We start from the raw sequence: 18,065 nt of genomic DNA, 5'->3' as shown, positions 1-18,065 counted from the left end.
CTCTGTGCGGATATCCTACAGCGGTCGGTAGTGGTTGGCATCCCACAGGTTGTGGCGCGTGTGCGAGGCTCCCTGCTCAGGATTTGAAAAGGGGGTGGATCATGGCGATTTGCCGGTGAAGTGCGGCACGGTATCGCAAACCGCCACGGTCGGCGGTTGCCATCTGGGCGGTAAAGTCCGCAAACTCCTCCGGCAACGCCCAACGCGCCTCGCGGATCTCCTGCGTATCGACCGGCGCGATCACCTCATCGTCGGTGTGGGCGCTGAAGACGTGCGTCCACCAGAGGATCTCGCGGCCGCAGTCCTCAAAGACCACCCGGGCGCGCAACAGATACCGGTCCAGCGTCATCACCAGTCCGGTTTCCTCATAGGCCTCGCGCGCCGCGCCTTCCTCCAGTGTCTCGCCCACATGCAAACCGCCTGATGGCGCGCGGAAAAGCCCGCGCGGATAAATCGGCTTGGCGATCACGGCCACACGCCCGCGGTTTTCGATGTAGAAGGTGATGTCATGGTCGCGGCCGTCCTTCTGGCTGGCCTTGATACCGTCGAAATCGTGGCTGGAGACCGGCTGATGGTGGTGCCACTCGACCGGTCGGCCGTAGCGCGCCTCCCAGCCGGCGATGGTTGCGCTGCCCAGATAACTCACGCCGCCCCTTTGTTCCCGGATTGCGGAAAAACCAGCATCGTGAATGTGCCCGTCGCGATCAGGCGATCCTTCGTCGGGCCGTACACATCAACCGCGGCGACCGCCACCCGCGACCCCACCCGCACGGTCCGTCCCGCCGCCCACGCCGTCCCGCCGGGCAGCGCCGCCAGGTAATTCATCTTGAACTCGATCGTCACCAGATCGGTTCCTTCGGGGATCACCGTGAGCGCCGCGAAGGTCGCGGCGGTGTCGGCCAGCGAGGCCAGCGCCCCGCCGTGCACGATTCCCTGATACTGCCGGTGATGACGCGCCGCCGTCAACGACAGCGTCGCCGCGCCCGCCGCCAGACGAACGATCTTCATGCCCATCCAGTTGGGGAAGGGGACGGTACGAAACCGCGACGTCAACATCCGCCGGCGCGCGGCCGTCCAGTTCTGCGACAGGTCGGCGGGTTTCTTACGCGGCGTTCGGCTCATACAAGCGGCAGGACTTCGGTCTGCAATGGCAGCGTGGTGACCACCGCGCGGCGGTTCTGCACGACCACGTTGATCTCGGAGCGGATGCCAAACTGCGGCAGATAAATACCCGGCTCGACGGTGAAGGCGACATTCTCCTGCAGCCGCCGCCGGTCCTGCGTCTCCAAATCGTCGATGTTGGGGCCGACATCATGGACCGCGCGCCCCAGCGAGTGGCCGGTGCGATGGATGAACTGCTCGCCGTAACCGGCCTGTTCAATCACCGTGCGCACCGCCCGGTCGACTTCGTAACCGTGGACCGTCTCGCCGCGCGCCAGTTTCTCATTGGCGAACTCGATTGCACGGTCGCGTCCCCGCGCCACTATCCCGAAGACCCTGGCGATCTCATCGGGAATCCGGGGGCCGGTATAGCCGGTCCAGGTGATGTCGGCATAGACGGCATCGGGCGTGTCGAACTTCGCCCAGATGTCCAACAGCACGAGCTGATTCGGCCCGACCCGCGCCGATTTGCCCGCGGTCGGCTCATAGTGCGGATTGCCGGCGTTGGCATCCACCGCGCAGATCGGCCCTTCGCCGTCGTTCACCATCCCGCGCCGGGCGAATTCGCCGCGGATGAACTCGGCGACCTCATGCTCGGTCAGTGATGCGCGCTCGCGCACTTTGCGCCGCACCAGATCGAAGGCCAAATCCTTGATCTCCAGCACCGCGGCCACGGCCCGCCGATGGCTTTCAAACTGCGACGGCGTCCAGGCGGCGAGAAACCGCGCCACCAAATCGGCGGAGGAGACCACCTCGATGCGGCGCGCGCGAATCTTTTCCACCGTCGCCGCGTCGACCCGCGCCACGTACGGGATCGCGTTGTCGGGGGAATACTCCATCGCCACCCGATGGCACCCCTGCGTCGCCCAGTCGATCCCCGCGTCCAGTTCCTGCCAGGTGCGGTACACGCGCTTGTCCGCCGCCATTCCCTCGAACGCGAGACTCTCGATGCGATGGTAGAGCACCCGCACCGGCCCCTGCGCCGGGATCAGCGCAAACCAGCGGCGGGTCACCACCCCGACCAGGCCGGCGATCTGCCGCGCAATCGGGTTGAGACCGTGGGCGTCGTAAAGCAGCCAACCGTCCAGCCCCTCGTCACGCAAGGCCTGCTGGATCGCGGCCAGTTGATCGGTGAGTATGGCGGGCATGCGCTAATCTTCGAGTTGATAGACGACATCGTCGACGGCCTTGAAGCCGGCGCTCTCGTAGAGCCGCTTCGCCTCCGCGTTCGAGGGGCGCGCGTGGAGGAAGATCAACGACGCGTCGATCGCCTCGCCGATGCCGACAATCGCCCGCATCAGCCGTCCGCCGAGTCCCTGCTCCCACGCTTCGGGTGTCACGACCAGATCATCGATGTAGATCTGCCGCCCTCCTTCGGCCAGCGCCGGCAGCACATGGATCACCGCCATGCCCTTCGCCGCGCCGTCGGTGTCGTCGCGCAACACGAACATGACATTGTCCGGACGCGCCAGCGCGCCCTCGACCGATGCGGCCAGATCCTCGGGCGTGACATCCCATTCCTGCGCCGCCAGCGTCTGCAACAGGCGGCTGATTGCGGCCGCGTCTCGGGCTTCCGCCAAACGCACGCCGTGTTCGGATGTGGATAAGACGCGACGCAGACGGTCGCGCAACGTCGGTCTTGCCATCGTGGTTGCCATTTGTGAAAGTAAATGCCGCGCGCGCGGGCAAACAACACCCAATCTGCGGGCCGCCGTCCTTTTCCGAATTGACAACCACGGCCCCGCATCACTTCTATGGATTCCCGGAGGATCAGGACGGAAGGGCAGAAGCGACGGCATGGCAATCACCCGTGAGGAAGTGGCCCATACGGCGAAGTTGGCGCGGTTGGAGTTGACCGACGCGGAATTGGAGCGATTCGGACGCGATCTGGCCCGCATCTCCGCCTACATGGACCAGCTCGCCGAAGTGCGCGATGCCGCCGCCGAGGCCCGCGCCGTCCTGCCGCTTGTGCCCGACGCCGAGGCGCTCCGTGACGATGTGATCCGTCCCAGTCTGCCAAGGGAGTCCGCGCTTTCCGGCGCCCCCGAGCCTGAGGACGGCTTCTTCCGGGTCCCCAAAGTCATCGGATAGAACGCTTCGATTGCGTTCAGTCAAGCCATCCCCCGGCGGAGTCATTCGTCATGACCCACAAGCGCCGCATCGCCCCAGGGGATTGCGTCGGCATCATCCCGGCGCGCTGGGGCTCGACCCGCTTTCCCGGCAAGATTTTGACGCCCATCGCAGGTGTGCCATTGCTGGAGCGGGTGATTGTCGGCTGCCGCCGTTCCCGGCGCGTGAAACGCTGGCTGGTGGCCACCGATGACCGACGCATTGCCCGCTGCGCCGAAGCGGCGGGAATCGAAGCGGTTATCACCCCGAAGTCACTGGCCTCCGGCTCCGATCGCGCCGCCTATGTTTCACGCCGCCTGCGGGCACTTTGGATCATCAATTGGCAGGGCGACGAGTGGACCCCCGACGGGCGTCCGATCGATCTGCTGGTCGAGGCCCTCGAACGCCACGCCGATTGTCCGGTGGCGACACTGGCGCGCACGCTGGACCCCGCGCACGCAGAAAATCCCAACCGCGTCAAAGTTGTGCTTTCACGTTCGGGACGGGCGTTGTACTTTTCGCGGGCACCGATCCCCCACGCAACTAACGGGACCGAGCCCTTCTGGCTGCATCTGGGCGCCTACGCCTTTGAGCGGCCGATGCTGTTGCGATTTGCCGGCTGGCCCCGGACGCCGCTGGAAAAACGCGAGCGGCTCGAGCAGTTGCGACTGCTCGAACACGATGTCCCGATCGCGGTTGGCCTCTGCCGGACCCGCACCCACGGGGTGGACACGCCGGAGGACGCCAGCGCGTTGGAGAAATGGCTCGGACACGGCCGATGAGAATACAATAGAGGAGGGGTGGAGCAATGGACGCAGTGGTCAGTCAAACACGGCATATTTTCGTCACCGGCGGCGTGGTCTCCTCCCTGGGAAAAGGCATCGCCGCCGCCTCGCTGGGGCTGTTGCTCAAGCGGCGCGGCTTGCGCGTCGGAATGCAAAAGTTCGACCCCTACCTTAATGTCGACCCCGGCACGATGAACCCCTTCCAGCACGGCGAGGTGTTTGTCCTCGATGACGGCGCCGAGACCGACCTCGATCTGGGCCACTACGAGCGGTTCCTCGATGAGAACCTCACCCGCCAGAGCAATGTCACCACCGGGCAAGTCTACGAAACCATCATCTCGCGCGAGCGGCGCGGCGATTACCTCGGCGCCACTGTCCAGGTCATCCCGCATGTCACCAACGAGATCAAATCGCGAATTCGCCGGATCGAGAAGCGCGACGGCGCCCTCGATGTGGTGATCACCGAAATCGGCGGGACCGTCGGCGACATCGAATCACAGCCCTTCCTCGAAGCAATCCGTCAGATGGGGCTGGAAAGTCCGCCTGGCCACACGCTCTATATCCACCTGACGCTGGTGCCCTACATCGACACCGCCGGCGAACCGAAGACCAAGCCCACGCAGCACTCGGTCAAGGCCCTGCGCGAGATCGGGATCCAGCCGCACATCCTGCTTTGCCGCACTCAACAGGAACTCTCCGAGGAAATCCGCGCCAAAATCGGCCTGTTCTGCAATATGCCCGCCAGCGCGGTCTTCTCCGCGGTCGATGTCGATTCGGTCTACAAGGTTCCGCTCCTGTTCCATGAGCAGGGCGTCGATGATCTCGTTTGTCGCTTCCTCAACTTGGCTCCGCCGCCGCCGCAGCTGGACGACTGGCGCAAGATCGTCCAGACCATCACCAACCCAAAGCATCATGTACGCATCGCGATCTGCGGCAAGTACGTGTCCCTGAAGGACGCTTACAAGTCGATCATCGAATCGTTCGTGCATGCCGGTGTCGCCAACGACGCCCATGTCGAGCTGGTGTGGGTTTCCTCGGAGAACATCAAGAAGCACGGCGCCGAGCAGTACCTTGACAACGTCGATGGCTTGCTCATCCCCGGCGGGTTCGGCGAGCGAGGCGTGGAAGGGAAAATCGAGTCGATCCGCTTTGTCCGCCAGCATGGCATCCCGTTTTTCGGCATCTGCCTCGGCATGCAGTGCGCCGTGATCGAGTTCGCCCGCAACGTCTGCGGCCTGGAGGGAGCGCAGTCCTCCGAATTCAACCGCGAGGCGCCGCACCCGGTTATCACGCTGCTTTCCGAACAGCGCGAAGTGACCAACATGGGCGGCACCATGCGTCTGGGCGCCTATCCCTGCGTCGTGGCCGAGGGGACCAACTCCCACAGGGCCTACGGCGTCACGCAGATTTCCGAACGCCACCGCCACCGCTATGAATTCAACAACGGCTACCGCGACCAGATCTTCGGCGCCGGGATGATCCCCGCCGGTCTCTCGCCCGATGGCACGCTGGTGGAAATCGTCGAAATCCCCAAGCACCCGTGGTTCGTCGGCGTCCAGTTCCATCCCGAACTGAAGTCGCGCCCGACCAACCCGCATCCGCTCTACCGCGACTTCGTCGCCGCGGCGGTCCGCTTCCGCCAGTCGCGCCAGACCGAGTCGATTGTGGAGCAACGATCCGCCTGACGGCGTCGCGCAAAACGGGCGATGGAGGTACCCTCCATCGCCCGTTTTCGTTTATATTGCCCCTCCATGCCGTCGACGAAGGGCCACGAAATGTCACCACCGGTGCAGATTGTTCACGCCTTTGAAATTGGCTCCTTGGCCGTGGGCCGCGGGACCATGCTCTGGATTCTCGGCCCCTGCGTGCTGGAGTCCGAAGCGCTGGCGCTGACCGTGGCCGACAAACTGGCGGTCATCGCCGAACGCGACAGCCGTCAGATCGTCTTCAAGAGCTCCTATACAAAGGCCAATCGCCTGCGCGGCGACTCCTATCAGGGGCCCGGGATCGAGGAGGGGTTGCGCATCCTCGAAAAAGTGCGCGCGCGCACCGGATTGCCGGTGACCACCGATGTCCACACCCCGGCGGAGGCTGCCCTGGCCGCGTCCGTGATTGACTTGATTCAGATTCCCGCCTTCCTCTGCCGCCAGACCGATTTGGTCGTCGCGGCCGCGAAGACGGGCAAGCCGATCAACATCAAAAAAGGTCAGTTTCTCGCTCCGGCGGACATGGCCCACATCGCCGACAAGGCGGCGCAGGCCGGCAACTCCAAGGTGATGCTGACCGAACGTGGCAGCACACACGGCTACGGCGACCTGATCGTCGATTTCCGCTCGTTGCCGACCATGCGCGCGGCGGGCTTCCCAGTCTGCTACGACGCCTCGCACTCGGTGCAAACGCCCGGTTCGGCGGGGGGCGCTTCGGGCGGACGGCGCGAGTTCCTCCTGCCGCTTCTGCGCGCGGCGGTCGCGGTCGGCATTGACGCCATCTTCTGCGAAGTGCATCCCGATCCGGACAGCGCCAAAAGCGACCGTGAAACCCAATGGCCGCTGGAACGCATCGACGAACTCTTCGCCGCCGTCGATGCGATCGCCGGGGTCGAATCCCTCACCGCCGCGAGCGCTCATGCCTAAGCCCAGCCGCAAACCCGGCCGCGCGCGTCTGGCCCGCATCAAGATGGTGATGCTCGATTTCGATGGCGTGCTCACCGACAACCGGGTCTGGGTGTCGGCATCCGGCGAACGGCTGAAGTGTTTCTGGGTGCCCGATGGCGTCGGGATTTTCATGGCCCACAAGGCGGGATTGAGATTTGCGATCATCACCGGCAACAACGACGCCTCCACACGCCACCGCGCCGAGTATCTGCGCATTGAAGAAGTCCATCAGGATGTGCGCGACAAGGCCGAGGTCTATGAGCGGCTGAAACGACAGCATCAGCTCGCCGATGACGAAATCATGTTTCTCGGCGACGATCTGCCCGATCGGCCGATCTTTCGTCGTCGCTGCTTGCGCGTGGCCCCCTGTGATGGCCACCCCGAAATCCTCGCGCTGGCCGACTGGGTGATCCCACGCGCCGGCGGGCAGGGATTCGTGCGCGCCGCTCTCGACGCGCTGCTGGAAGCGCGCGGCTTCGACTGGACACCGCAAGGATCGCGCCAGGTGTTGGCCGCCGGAGAACCGATGAAGCCATGAAGACAAAGACCGCCGCCTCCATGCGCCTGGCGCTGGCCGCCGATGTGCTCCGACGCGAAGCCGACAGCGTTTCCGGACTTGCCGCGCGCCTCGATGACCGTTTCGAGCAGGCCATCGACCTCATCTTCGCCGCCGCCGGGCGAGTGATCGTCACCGGCATGGGGAAGTCGGGACTGATCGGTCAGAAGATTGCCGCCACGCTCTCCTCGACCGGCACGCCGTCATTCTTCCTGCATCCCGTCGAAGCGGGCCACGGTGACTTGGGTGTGGTGACAGAGTCCGATGTCGTGCTGGCCATCTCCAAGTCGGCTGAATCGGAGGAGATCGGGGACCTGTTGCCGGCGTTCAAGCGGCTGGGGATTAAGATCATCCTCATCTCCGGCAATCCCACCGGCGAACTGGCGCGTCGCGCCGATATCGTGCTCGACGCCAGTGTGCCCGGCGAAGCCGAACCGCACAATCTGGTGCCAACCTGTTCGACCACCGCGGCGCTCGCCCTGGGCGATGCGCTGGCGGTGGTGTTGATGGTCGAACGCGGGATCACCCCCGCCGACTTTGCCCGCTTCCATCCGCGCGGTGCCCTCGGGCGCCGTTTGCTTTTGACCGTCGGCGACCTGATGCACTCCGGCGAGGCGATCCCCGCCGTGGGCGAAACCGCCCCCTTCAAGGAATTGCTGGTCGAGATGACCCGCAAACGCCTTGGCTGCGCCGCCATCCTTAACAGTCAGGGACGGTTGCTGGGAATCTTCACCGATGGTGACCTGCGTCGCCAGATCGAACGGCGCGGCGACCTCTTCACGCTGCGCGCCGCCGATGTCATGACCCCCGGCCCGAAGACCGTCGGACCCGATGAAATGGCCGTCAGCGCCCTGGCCCGCATGGAGGACGCCAAGATCACCGTGCTGTTGGTCGTGGATGACGACCGACGCGTCGTGGGTGTCCTGCACATGCACGACATTCTCTCTTCGGGGGCGGTTTAGATGCGGATGCGCTTTCTCTGTCTGCTGGCGGCGCTTCTGGCCGGCTGCACCCAGCCGGAGGTCCCGCCGCCCGCCGGCGGCGCGCGGTCCTATCCGACATCGGAGGCGACCAACGCCACCACCGTGTTTCTCACCGAATCGGTGGTCACCACGCGCATCCACAGCGGCCGGATCGTCTCCTGGGGCGACCAGGACTCGGCCTGGGCGTACGACCTCAATGTCGACTTCTTCAACCGCGCGGGGAAACACACTTCGAAACTGACGGCCGACTCGGCGTTGGTGCGGGAAAAACAGCGACTGCTTGAGGGCTTTGGTCGGGTGACAATTGTCACCGACGATGGACGCACCCTCGAATCGCAGCACCTCTCCTGGGATGACGCCAACCGCCTGATCACCACCGACAGTTTCGTTACCATCACACGCGGACAGGATGTGATGAAGGGATATGGATTCTCCTCCGATCCCGAGCTGACACGCATCCGGCTGCGCCGTCAGGTGAGCGGACGCATCAGCGAGCCGGATGCGCTCGACGATTCGCTTTAGTTGAGATTCCGATATGGTCCCGGCTCACGACACCGGCGGGCCGTTTCCCGCCACGCGCATCTCTGCCATCCTCGCGCTGCGCAGCGGACGGGCGGAGGACCTCTTCGTCAATCACGATCCCGCCCGCACCCGTTTCCGCACTTTTCTGCGGACCTGCCTGGACCGTTACATCCAGCGCGAAGACGCCCGCTTCATTACGGCGCAAAGTAGCCGGTGATGCCGAGATCATCCCGCGTCGGCCTGTTCACCTCCGCAATGTAATCCGCGGGTAAGCCAAACGGGGCGGGTGTTGCCACCCGCCCCGTTTCACTGTTCATCCCTCTTGGATTCTACAGCTTCGCTGCCACCGCCCTGGCCATGTCAAGCGTGGAGTCCTTGCCGCCCATATCATAGGTACGGACCTTGCCCTCCTTGATCACCGCCGCGATGGCCTTTTCCAACTTGTCAGCCATGGCCTTCTCGCCCAGCCAATCGAGCATCAGCTTGGCGGTGAGAAACATCGCCATGGGGTTGACCTTGTACTGGCCCGCATACTTCGGCGCCGAGCCGTGCGTGGGCTCGAACACCGCGTACTTGTCGCCGATGTTGCCCGAGGAAGCGAACCCCAGTCCACCGACCAATTGCGCGCACAGATCGGAGATAATGTCGCCAAACATGTTCGAGGCGACCAACACGCCGTAGGACTGCGGATTCTTGATCAGCCACATGCACATGGCGTCGATGTTGGTTTCGATCAGCTCGATGCCCGGGTAGTTCTTGGCCACTTCGCGGGCGGTGCGCACAAACAGCCCCGAGGTTTCACGGATCACATTCGGCTTTTCCACCACCGTGACCGACTTGTAGCCGAACTGCTTGGCATAATCGAAGGCGGCGGTGACAATCGACCGGCACGCCTCGCGTGAGTTGATGCGGCAGGAGATCGCCAGGTCCTCCGCCTTCACGTGGTCGAACTTCTTCATGTTCTTGTTGTGCTTGGCCAGCGTCTGACGCACCTCGTCGGGCACCGGATGAAACTCGACACCGGAGTACAGGTCTTCGGTGTTCTCGCGGAAGACCACCAGATCGATGTCGTCGCGGTAATTGAGCGGGTTGCCGGGGTAGGCCTTGCAGGGCCGCAGGTTGGTTTTCAAGTTCAAGGTCTGCCGCAGTTTCACAATCGGCGACTGGTAGACCAACCCCTTGCCTTTCAGTTCCGGGACCAGCTCGGCCTCGGCCTCTTCCTTGGGCTTGGAGGTGATTGCACCGAAGAGCGCGCAGTGGGTTTCGCCCAGGACCTTCAATGTCCGGTCGGGGAGGGCGTTGCCCTCCTTGCGCCAGAACTCCCAGCCGATGTCGGCGGGGATGTACTCGGCGTCCAGCTTGAGGGCATCGAGCACGATCTTACAGGCATCCATCACATCGTTGCCAACCCCGTCTCCGGGCATCCACGCGATCCTGTATTTCGCCATTCCGCGTTCTCCTTTGTGTTTCCGGTCGGCGGCCAGTATGCGGAATTGGCATGTTCCGGTTCAAGCGGAATCGGACCGGAGGAAACCGAATCTGGGCGGCCGGGCAAAACAGATTGCTTCGTCGTCGTCCGCCTGCGGCGGACTCCACCGCGCAATGACGGTGCATCGGTATTTACGAGTTGCGAATCTCAGTGCCGGGCGCATGGGTCGAGAACCATCTCCCATCGTCACTGCGAGGAGGCCCGATCCGCCCACGGCGGATCGGGCCGACGAAGCAGTCTTTTTTCGATCGCGCGGGGACTCAGCGTGAACAAGGGGCTGAACGCCCCTTGCCCGCGACTGCGGGTCACCCCGCCAGCCGCCGCTTGACCAGCTCCTCCGCTCCGCCGGCCACCACCAGTTCCTGCGCCACCGTCGACAGCGCGGGGAAGGAGAAACGACGCCCATCAAACGTGATCACCGAGGCCTGGTAGTCGATATCGATAGTCCCGGAGACGATCGTCTTGTCCGTCGCGCCCCGGTGCTTGGCGCGCAGATGCTCGACCAATTCCGGGCACTCAAAGACGACGAAGCCATTGTTGAAGGCGTTGCGCTTGTAAGTTTCCGAGAACGAGTAGGCAATCACACAGGGAATGCCGCGATGGATGAGGCAGGTCGCAGCCTGTTCGCGCGAAGAGCCGGTGCCGAAATTCTGCCCGGCCACGACCACATCGCCTTTTTGTCCGATGGACTTGAAGTTCGGATCGTAGTTCTCAAAGGACGCCATCGCCATCTCCTCCGGCGTCACATCGTCGCGGTAGGTCAACTTGCCGGAGTAAATGCCGTCGGTGTTGAGATTGTCGACCGGAAGCCAGAGAAGGCGTCCGGAGACACGCGCCGGAAATCCGGGCACGATTTCGAGTTTCTGCGCCTCGCGTCGGGCGCGGCCACGTTGCACGATGCTGAAGCGGCCGTTGACATTCTCGAAGGCCTCCGGCGCGGCGATGTAACCCGCCGCCGCCGAAGCCGCTACGACCGCCGGGCTGGCGAGATAGACCTGCGCATCGCGATGTCCCATCCGTCCCTGAAAATTGCGGTTGGTCGCGGAAATCCCCACTTCGCCCGCCTCCAGCGTGCCGGTGCCCAGCCCGATGCAGGGCCCGCACCCCGACGGCAGCGTTATCGCTCCGGCATCAACCAGCGTCTTCCAGTAACTCAGCCGCTCCGCTTCGGCCTGGATGTTGGCCGAGGCCGCGGCGACATAGAACTTCACGCCATCGGCAACCTTGCGGCCGCGCAGGACCTTCGCCGCTTCGCCGAGGTCTTCCAGACGCGCGTTCACGCAGCTGAGTAGGTAGGCCTTGTCGATCTTCACCTTCTTCGGCTCGATCTCCGGCAGCGCCGCCATCGTCTTGACATGATTCGGCCCCGAGACATGCGGAATGACCGTGCCGAGGTCGAGCGTCAGCTCGACATCATAATGCGCGTCAGGGTCGGCCTCGAGCGGATGGCTGTACCATTGATCGACCTGCGCGCGCGTCAGCCGCGGCGTGCCCTTTCGGGCCAGATAGTCAGCGCGGCCGTAGAGGTAGTCGCGGAGGACGGCGTCAAACGGGAAGACGCCTGCCAGCGCGCCCCATTCGGTCGTCATGTTGGCGATGCTCATCCGCTGATCCATCGACAACGCGGCGATCCCATCGCCGACAAACTCGCAGGCGAAATTGAGCACCTCATCGTGATTGAACAGCCCACAGAGCGCAATGATGACATCCTTGCCGACCACACCCGGCCGGAGTTTCCCGACCAACTTCACCTTGGCGATGGGGGGCACCTGCCACCAAGTCACCCCGGTGGCCCACAGCGAGGCGGCATCGGTGCGCACCACCGGCGTGCCCAGCGCCGAGGCCGCGCCGTAGAGATTGGAATGCGAGTCCGATCCCACCACCATGGAGCCCGGCGTCACATACCCTTCCTCAACCATCACCTGGTGGCTAATCCCGGTGCCGGCCGGGTAGAAGTCGATGCCATGCTTTTTGGCGAACTCCTCGATCTTGGCGTACTTGGCCAGGTTCTCCGGCGTTGTGTTCTGGATGTCATGGTCGATGGCGAAGACCGGCTGGCGCGGGTCGGCGACACGGGTCGCGCCGATCGACTTGAACTTGCCCATCACCGCGCTGGTGTTGTCGTGCGTCATGACATGCTTGGGACGGATGGTGATAAAGTCCCCCGAATACGCCAACTGCCCCGGCTTCAGTCCCACCGCGTGCGCGGTCGCGATCTTTTCAACCAATGTCTGTCCCATGCATCCTCCTGTGCGCCGCATGATAATCACCGCGGCGGCGCCGGTGCAACGGCCCCCGGGCAGCGTGTCAGCGGCCCGGCGCCGACACCTCCTCAAACCGCGCCCCATTCCAGCCGTACCACATCCGGCTGGCCGGGATCCGCGTGGTGTCGCTCCGTGGATTGTCGTAATCGAACACCGACCCCGGCGCCGTGTGGGCGTCGTGGGTCACCGCGGCCTCAAAGCCAATTGGAAACACGAACGCGCCCAGGTGGCGGCGCGGCACATCCAGATACACCGCGGCCGTATGGTCGGGCGTGTGCTTGCGCGCCTTGGCCGCTTCCAGCATCACCTGACGCGCCATGAGCCCAGCGTCGTGCCAGACCACCGCGCGTTCCACCCACGAGACTGACATCGCCACCACCCACAGGGCCGCGAGCCAGGTCATGATCGGACACTCCCGCCGCCACACCATCACCGCCGCCAGCGAAAGCGACAGGAAGGCCGAGGAGAGGTACAAAAGTCGCAATCCGGTGTAGCGCGATATCAGCAGGGGCGCAATTGCCAGCAGCGCCAGGCCGAGTCCGAGTCTCGCCGCGCGTGGCAGATGCGGCCACAGGCGCGCTCCCGCCCACACCGCCACCGCCGCCAACAGGACAATCCCCGCCGTGTAAACCCACGCGCCCGGCACCACCGGCAGCGCATCGCGCCACTGATAGTAACGGTCAAAACCGATTGCGTGGAAGATCGACCGCACCGGCAGCAGGAGCTGCGCCAGGTAGAACATGATGTTGCGCGCCCAGGCGAGCGGGTGAAAGGTCAGACTCTCCCACGTGGCGGCCGATTCGACCCCGATTAATCCCCGCCACACGGCCATGCCTGCCGCCAGCGCGGCCACTGCGACGATCGGCCACGAACGCTTCCCGGGGTGTCCGCGGTACCACCACAGAAGTGGCAGTGTCAACAGCATGGCGGTGGCCGATTCCTTGTGCAAAAGCGCGATGAGGAAGAGGACCGGCACAAGCCAGCCATGCCGCCTTTGCCCCTTGCGCAGATAAGCGTCAAATGCCGCCAGCGCCGCCAGGTGGCAGAGCGATTCGGTCAACCCGCTGATGCCCGTGATCCAGATCACCGGTTCATCATGCGCGGGGTGTACCAGGAAGATGGCGGCGGCGATTCCGGCAATCAGACGGTCGCCCGTCAGTGAACGCGCCAGCCGGTAGAGCAGATACACTGACGCCAAATGCAGCAGCAGATTCCAGGCATGGAACACCACCGGATCGCTGCCGAACAGCGCTTGCAATGACTGCTGCACAATGCGGCAGCCGGGACGGTAGTAGTGCGCCGCTTCGGGATCAGGGTGGCTCAGATACCCGGCGACCGCGGTCACCCAATCGACACGCTCACGCGGCAAGAGCAGAAAGTCATCGGCGTGGAACTGCGCCCCCAACACAAACGGCAGCGCCGCCGCAAACGACAACAACACGGCTGACCCCGCGATCCACAGGGCCAGCCGCCGATTCCGTTCCGAATGGTCCACGGTGGTACGGTACGATGAGCGCTATCCGCCCACCAACTCAAAATCGATGAAGTCGGCATGGTGCAGCACAATCCCTTCGGGCGTGCGCTTGCCGCCGGCCGCTTCCTTCGAGTGCATCGCGATCACATGGATGACCGATTCCGGCAGCCCCTGCTCCCAGGCGATGCCGACCCCGGAGAACGGATGACGCAGGAGTTTGCCATGCTCGCTTTTGACAAACTGCCCATCCTTTTTGGTGAACTCGAGCACTTTGCCGACGTCGGCCAGCATCGCCCCGGCGATCATGACGTCGCGGTCAACGTTGCACCGGTCGCCGTAGGCGGCCTTGAGCACATCCCAGCAGGCGATGCACATCTTCGTCACCGTGCGCACATGCTCGACAAAGGTCACATTGACCCCCGACACCAGCAGGGTAAATGGCATCGTCCGCAGATCATCCAGCGACAACGTGCTCTTCTTCATCGCCGCCACCCACGAGTTCACCGTCTTCTCCCGCAGCCCGGCGTCCTTGATCTCGTTGATCTCCGGGAAGATCTTCAGAATTTCGTCCCGCATTCCGTCTCCGCTCCTGGAAGGGCGAGGCGTTCGCCAAGCCTGTTTTTTGTCTGATCGGCGGAAGAGCAGGCGCGGCGGGGGCCTCGCCCTCCCGAAACAATTCTTAAGGCAAATGCCGCAACGGCGGCCCGTCGTAACCGGTGTCCTTCGGATCGACCACCCGCATCGGCTTGTAGCGCGTCCGCTCCTCGTGGGCGTGCGCGACCAGCCCCGGCAGGCGCGCGATCATGAAAAAGGCGTTGGCCATTCCCGGCGCAATGCCCAGGTCGATTAAGACCGCGGCGATGGCGCCATCCACATTCAGCGGCAATGGCTTGCCCGCGCGGGCGAAGTTCTCCTCAAAGGCGCGCGCCATCCGCACCCCGTCGCCGGTCTTGCCCAGTTCGTCGCACATCGACAGCAGACGCGTCGTGCGCGGGTCCTTGGTGTGCAGTCGGTGCCCAAAGCCCGAGACACGCTGGTTTTTCGCCTTGAACATATCCAGCACGCGCGCCGCGGCCTCGGCGGGGGAGAGGCCATCCTTGCGGGTAAACCCGATCGCCTCGTTGAGCGCCTTCATGCAGTCCTCGATCGCCCCGCCATGGTAGCGCGAGATCGCCAGAATCCCGGCGGCCACCGCCGAGCCGAGGGGCGCCCCGGTCGAGGCGACCGTGAGCGTGGCCAGAACCGAGGGCGGCGATGTCCCGTGATCGATCGAGGAGACAAAGATCGCGTTGAGCAGCTTGCCGGTGGCCGGATCGGGCAGTTCGCCCTGCAACGCCAGGTGGATCGCCTCGGCGAAACCCACGTTCCCCATCAACTCTTCGACCGGGTAGCCGCGCAGACGGATGATATTCGGCCCGATCTCGGTGATCGCCGATGTCCAGTGATTGTCGCCCATGATCTGTTCCTCTACCCGACCGTGATCTTGCCGGTCTCCATCGGACGGATGACCGACTTGACCGCGTCGGGAATGTCGCCGAAGTTGTCGACCACCACCGCGCCGACTGCGCGCAGCCGTTTCACTTTGCCTTCGTACGTTCCCCGGTCCCCTTCGATGATCGCGCCGGCGTGCGAGAAGCGTGTCCCCGACTGCGCCCCGCGTCCGCCGATGTAGGCCACCAACGGCTTGGTGACCCGTCCGGACGCGATCAGGTCGGCGACCCGCTCCTCCTGCGACGAGCCAATCTCGCCGAACATCGCCATCGCATCGGTGTCGGGATCGTCCTGGAAAAGTTCCATGACCGCCGGCAGATCGGTGCCCACGATGGCATCCCCGCCCACATGCACAATGGTCGAAAGTCCGATGCCGGCGCGGGAGAGGTAGTAGGCAATCGATGAGGTGATCCCGCCCGAACGCGATGCCACCCCGACCCGTCCCGGCAGAAACCAATCCTTGGCCGCCGCCGCCGAGCCGCCCATCATGCCGAAGACCGCCTTGCCGGGGGACAGCAGTCCCAGCGTGTTTGGTCCGACAAACCGCGCCCCCGTCTCACGCGCCGCGGCGGCGATTTCGAGGACGTCGTAGATCGGCACACGGTCGGGCACGATCACCAGCAGTTTGATCCCGGCGGCAATCGCCTCCAAGGCGGCGTTCTTGACCAGCGGCGCCGGCACGAAGATCACTGAGACATCCAGCCCGCCGCACTTTTCGACCCCTTCCATCACCGTGTCGTAGACCGGCACGCCGAGGACATCCTCGCCCCCCTTGCCGGGAGTGCAACCGGCGACCACTCGGGTGCCATAACGCTGCATCAACTTGGTGCGCGCCATGCCCTCGCGCCCGGTGATACCTTGCACAATGACCTTCTTGGTTTCGTCGACCAGGATGCTCATGCCTGCGCCATCGCTTTCTGGCGGTATTCGTCCAGGCCCGCGATCGGCAGGTGGACCTGTCCGCCGCCGGCGCCGCCGATTCGGCACTCCACCTCGCAGGCGAGGCATTCGATGCACTTGCCCGCCTTGGCGTCCTCGCGGCTGATGTTGAGCACCGCCACCCCGTTTTCTTCCTTCAGAATCTGCGGCACACAGGTGTGGATGCAGGTCTTCGAGTCGCAGGTGCGGCAGACCGCATGATCGAAGGTGATCGATCCGGTCGGCGTCTCGAACTTGTATGGTTCTTTCGCCGGCATCGTCGGCGCCGATGGCACCGCCAGAACCCGCCTGGCGGTCTTGTCCCTGACCTGGGCCAACAGCGCTGTCAGCCGCTCGGCGCAAAAGTCGGCGGTGTCGTCCTTCTTGTAGCCCTCCACCGGCGCCGGCAGTCCCTTCGTGTACTCCGTCAGGATGCGCACCGCCTCATCCTCGCCGTTCCCGCCCAGGCGGATAACCGCGGGGATGGACAGTTTCTCCTCCCAGAAGGCCTTGACCAGGCCACGGGCCGAGTGGAACTGCTCCTGCGAGGCCACTCCCGATCCGGAGCCGAAATAGGCGTCGATGTTGGGCTGACTGAGGATGATCTTGGCGGCGCGATACACCTTTGAGGCCGGGGGGTTGCCGGAGGTGTCGGTAAAATTGGCGATCTTGTAACCGCGCTTAACCAGGGCATCCATCGACATCATCGATCCGCCGCCGCCGGCGCCATGAAAGCCGATATATCCCTCGCCGCGTTTGTACCCGCGCGCCATCTCGATGAAGTAAAACGTGCCGCGGTAGTCGTCGCGCTCCACCGTCCAGGCGATCTTGTCCAGTTCGGTCGGCGGACGGCCGAATTCACGGGCGATCTCGATGCCCAGTTCGGGATGACGAAAGACCGCGTTGTCATCAACCGTGATGCGGCTGTCGCAGGCCACCAGCTTGCCGTCGGTCTTCAGCACCAGCGGATTGATCTCGGCCGAACGCGCCTCCCATTGGCGCGCCACCTTCCAGAGCATCACCAGCGCCCTGGCCAACTCCGACTGCAGCGTACCGGAAACGCCGGTTCGACGCACCGCGTCACGCGCTTCGAACTCGCGCAGCCCGAATCGCACATCGATCGGCGTGCGCGAAACGTTCCTGGGATACTTGCGGGCCAGCTCTTCAATGCCCGAGCCGCCGACCGATGAGAAGATCACCACCGGGGTCTTGTTGGCGTCGTCGACCACTATCCCCGCGTAGAATTCGCGGGCAATGTCAACCTTCTCTTCGACCAGAACCTCGTTGACATCGAAGCCGGCGATCTTAAGCGCCAACATCCGGGTCACCGCGGCTTTCGCTTCTTCGGCGCTGTTGGCGAAGGCGATCGCCCCCTGGGCGGCCCGCGAGGTGGTCCAGGCCTGCGCCTTGATCACCGCCGGCAAACCCGACTGTGCCAGGGCAGAATCGATTTCAGACGGATCACGGACGACCGTCCCTTTGGGGATGGCGAACCCGGCCTTTTGAAACAACGCCTTACCCTGGTATTCGTGTAATCGCGCCATGTCGGTAGGGTCCTCGGTTCAAGACCGCTGAATATGCCCGGGAGCCGAGGTTAAGTCAACGTGGGCCAGCGGCTTTGCGGAAAAGATTTGTCAGGGCCAACGCGGTTTCGTATTA

19 protein-coding genes are annotated in these 18,065 nt (G+C 64.2%); 8 read left to right on the top strand and 11 right to left on the bottom strand.

Annotated features, from left to right (window positions below; genetic code table 11):
- Positions 1–76: 76 nt before the first annotated feature.
- The 4 genes from VNN55_06205 to VNN55_06190 are packed head-to-tail and all read right to left on the bottom strand — an operon-like array spanning position 77 to position 2,807.
- A complete protein-coding gene (locus VNN55_06205; GenBank protein HWO57141.1) occupies positions 77–646 on the bottom strand; it encodes an NUDIX hydrolase in 570 nt (189 codons plus the stop codon).
- Complete coding sequence (locus VNN55_06200) at positions 643–1,122, bottom strand: PaaI family thioesterase (protein HWO57140.1); 480 nt, start codon at positions 1,120–1,122, stop codon at positions 643–645. Before VNN55_06200 ends, VNN55_06205 begins: the two co-directional genes overlap by 4 nt.
- Positions 1,119–2,309 (bottom strand): M24 family metallopeptidase, encoded by a 1,191-nt coding sequence (locus VNN55_06195; protein HWO57139.1) that lies wholly within the window; start codon positions 2,307–2,309, stop codon positions 1,119–1,121. The genes VNN55_06200 and VNN55_06195 overlap by 4 nt, the downstream gene beginning before the upstream one ends.
- 3 nt (positions 2,310–2,312) lie before the next feature.
- On the bottom strand, positions 2,313–2,807 hold the full coding sequence (locus tag VNN55_06190) for a GNAT family N-acetyltransferase (GenBank protein HWO57138.1): 495 nt from the start codon (positions 2,805–2,807) through the stop codon (positions 2,313–2,315).
- 151 nt (positions 2,808–2,958) lie between these two features.
- Here VNN55_06190 and gatC point away from each other — a divergent pair, with 151 nt between their 5' ends.
- The 8 genes from gatC (at position 2,959) to VNN55_06150 (ending at position 8,987) form a co-directional block, all read left to right on the top strand.
- Positions 2,959–3,252, top strand: a complete 294-nt coding sequence (gene gatC / locus VNN55_06185) for an Asp-tRNA(Asn)/Glu-tRNA(Gln) amidotransferase subunit GatC (protein ID HWO57137.1) — start codon at positions 2,959–2,961, stop codon at positions 3,250–3,252.
- A gap of 50 nt (positions 3,253–3,302) precedes the next feature.
- On the top strand, positions 3,303–4,052 hold the full coding sequence (locus VNN55_06180; protein HWO57136.1) for a 3-deoxy-manno-octulosonate cytidylyltransferase: 750 nt from the start codon (positions 3,303–3,305) through the stop codon (positions 4,050–4,052).
- 26 nt (positions 4,053–4,078) lie between these two features.
- Positions 4,079–5,740: a CTP synthase gene (locus VNN55_06175; protein ID HWO57135.1), complete on the top strand. Its 1,662-nt coding sequence runs from the start codon at positions 4,079–4,081 to the stop codon at positions 5,738–5,740.
- Positions 5,741–5,830: 90 nt separating this feature from the next.
- Positions 5,831–6,688, top strand: coding sequence for a 3-deoxy-8-phosphooctulonate synthase (gene kdsA, locus VNN55_06170; GenBank protein HWO57134.1), 858 nt, complete (start codon positions 5,831–5,833; stop codon positions 6,686–6,688).
- Positions 6,681–7,247 carry a hypothetical protein gene (locus VNN55_06165; GenBank protein HWO57133.1) on the top strand — a complete coding sequence of 189 codons (567 nt, stop codon included), beginning with the start codon at positions 6,681–6,683 and terminating at the stop codon, positions 7,245–7,247. The genes kdsA and VNN55_06165 overlap by 8 nt, the downstream gene beginning before the upstream one ends.
- Positions 7,244–8,227 (top strand): KpsF/GutQ family sugar-phosphate isomerase, encoded by a 984-nt coding sequence (locus VNN55_06160; GenBank protein HWO57132.1) that lies wholly within the window; start codon positions 7,244–7,246, stop codon positions 8,225–8,227. The genes VNN55_06165 and VNN55_06160 overlap by 4 nt, the downstream gene beginning before the upstream one ends.
- On the top strand, positions 8,228–8,770 hold the full coding sequence (gene lptC / locus VNN55_06155; GenBank protein ID HWO57131.1) for an LPS export ABC transporter periplasmic protein LptC: 543 nt from the start codon (positions 8,228–8,230) through the stop codon (positions 8,768–8,770). It begins immediately after the preceding gene.
- Between the two features lie 13 nt (positions 8,771–8,783).
- Positions 8,784–8,987, top strand: coding sequence for a hypothetical protein (locus VNN55_06150; GenBank protein HWO57130.1), 204 nt, complete (start codon positions 8,784–8,786; stop codon positions 8,985–8,987).
- A gap of 112 nt (positions 8,988–9,099) precedes the next feature.
- Here the strand turns inward: VNN55_06150 and VNN55_06145 are convergent, their stop codons facing one another.
- The 7 genes from VNN55_06145 to VNN55_06115 all read right to left on the bottom strand — a co-directional run bounded on the left by VNN55_06145 (position 9,100) and on the right by VNN55_06115 (position 17,950).
- Positions 9,100–10,218, bottom strand: coding sequence for an isocitrate/isopropylmalate dehydrogenase family protein (locus tag VNN55_06145; GenBank protein HWO57129.1), 1,119 nt, complete (start codon positions 10,216–10,218; stop codon positions 9,100–9,102).
- A gap of 346 nt (positions 10,219–10,564) precedes the next feature.
- Complete coding sequence (gene lysF, locus VNN55_06140; protein ID HWO57128.1) at positions 10,565–12,499, bottom strand: homoaconitase; 1,935 nt, start codon at positions 12,497–12,499, stop codon at positions 10,565–10,567.
- A gap of 67 nt (positions 12,500–12,566) precedes the next feature.
- Positions 12,567–13,964 (bottom strand): hypothetical protein, encoded by a 1,398-nt coding sequence (locus VNN55_06135; GenBank protein HWO57127.1) that lies wholly within the window; start codon positions 13,962–13,964, stop codon positions 12,567–12,569.
- A gap of 75 nt (positions 13,965–14,039) precedes the next feature.
- Positions 14,040–14,573 (bottom strand): phosphohydrolase, encoded by a 534-nt coding sequence (locus VNN55_06130; GenBank protein ID HWO57126.1) that lies wholly within the window; start codon positions 14,571–14,573, stop codon positions 14,040–14,042.
- Between the two features lie 103 nt (positions 14,574–14,676).
- The gene (locus VNN55_06125; protein ID HWO57125.1) at positions 14,677–15,453 is read right to left on the bottom strand and encodes a citryl-CoA lyase; all 777 of its coding nucleotides are present in this window, start codon (positions 15,451–15,453) and stop codon (positions 14,677–14,679) included.
- Between the two features lie 11 nt (positions 15,454–15,464).
- On the bottom strand, positions 15,465–16,388 hold the full coding sequence (locus VNN55_06120) for a CoA-binding protein (GenBank protein HWO57124.1): 924 nt from the start codon (positions 16,386–16,388) through the stop codon (positions 15,465–15,467).
- Complete coding sequence (locus VNN55_06115) at positions 16,385–17,950, bottom strand: ATP-grasp domain-containing protein (GenBank protein HWO57123.1); 1,566 nt, start codon at positions 17,948–17,950, stop codon at positions 16,385–16,387. The genes VNN55_06120 and VNN55_06115 overlap by 4 nt, the downstream gene beginning before the upstream one ends.
- Positions 17,951–18,065 lie beyond the last annotated feature (115 nt).

The organism is bacterium (genome assembly GCA_035559435.1).
Classification (GTDB): domain Bacteria; phylum Zixibacteria; class MSB-5A5; order WJJR01; family WJJR01; genus JACQFV01.
The sequence above is the reverse complement of the archived record's forward strand: the minus strand, read 5'-3'. Positions and strand labels throughout refer to the sequence as shown.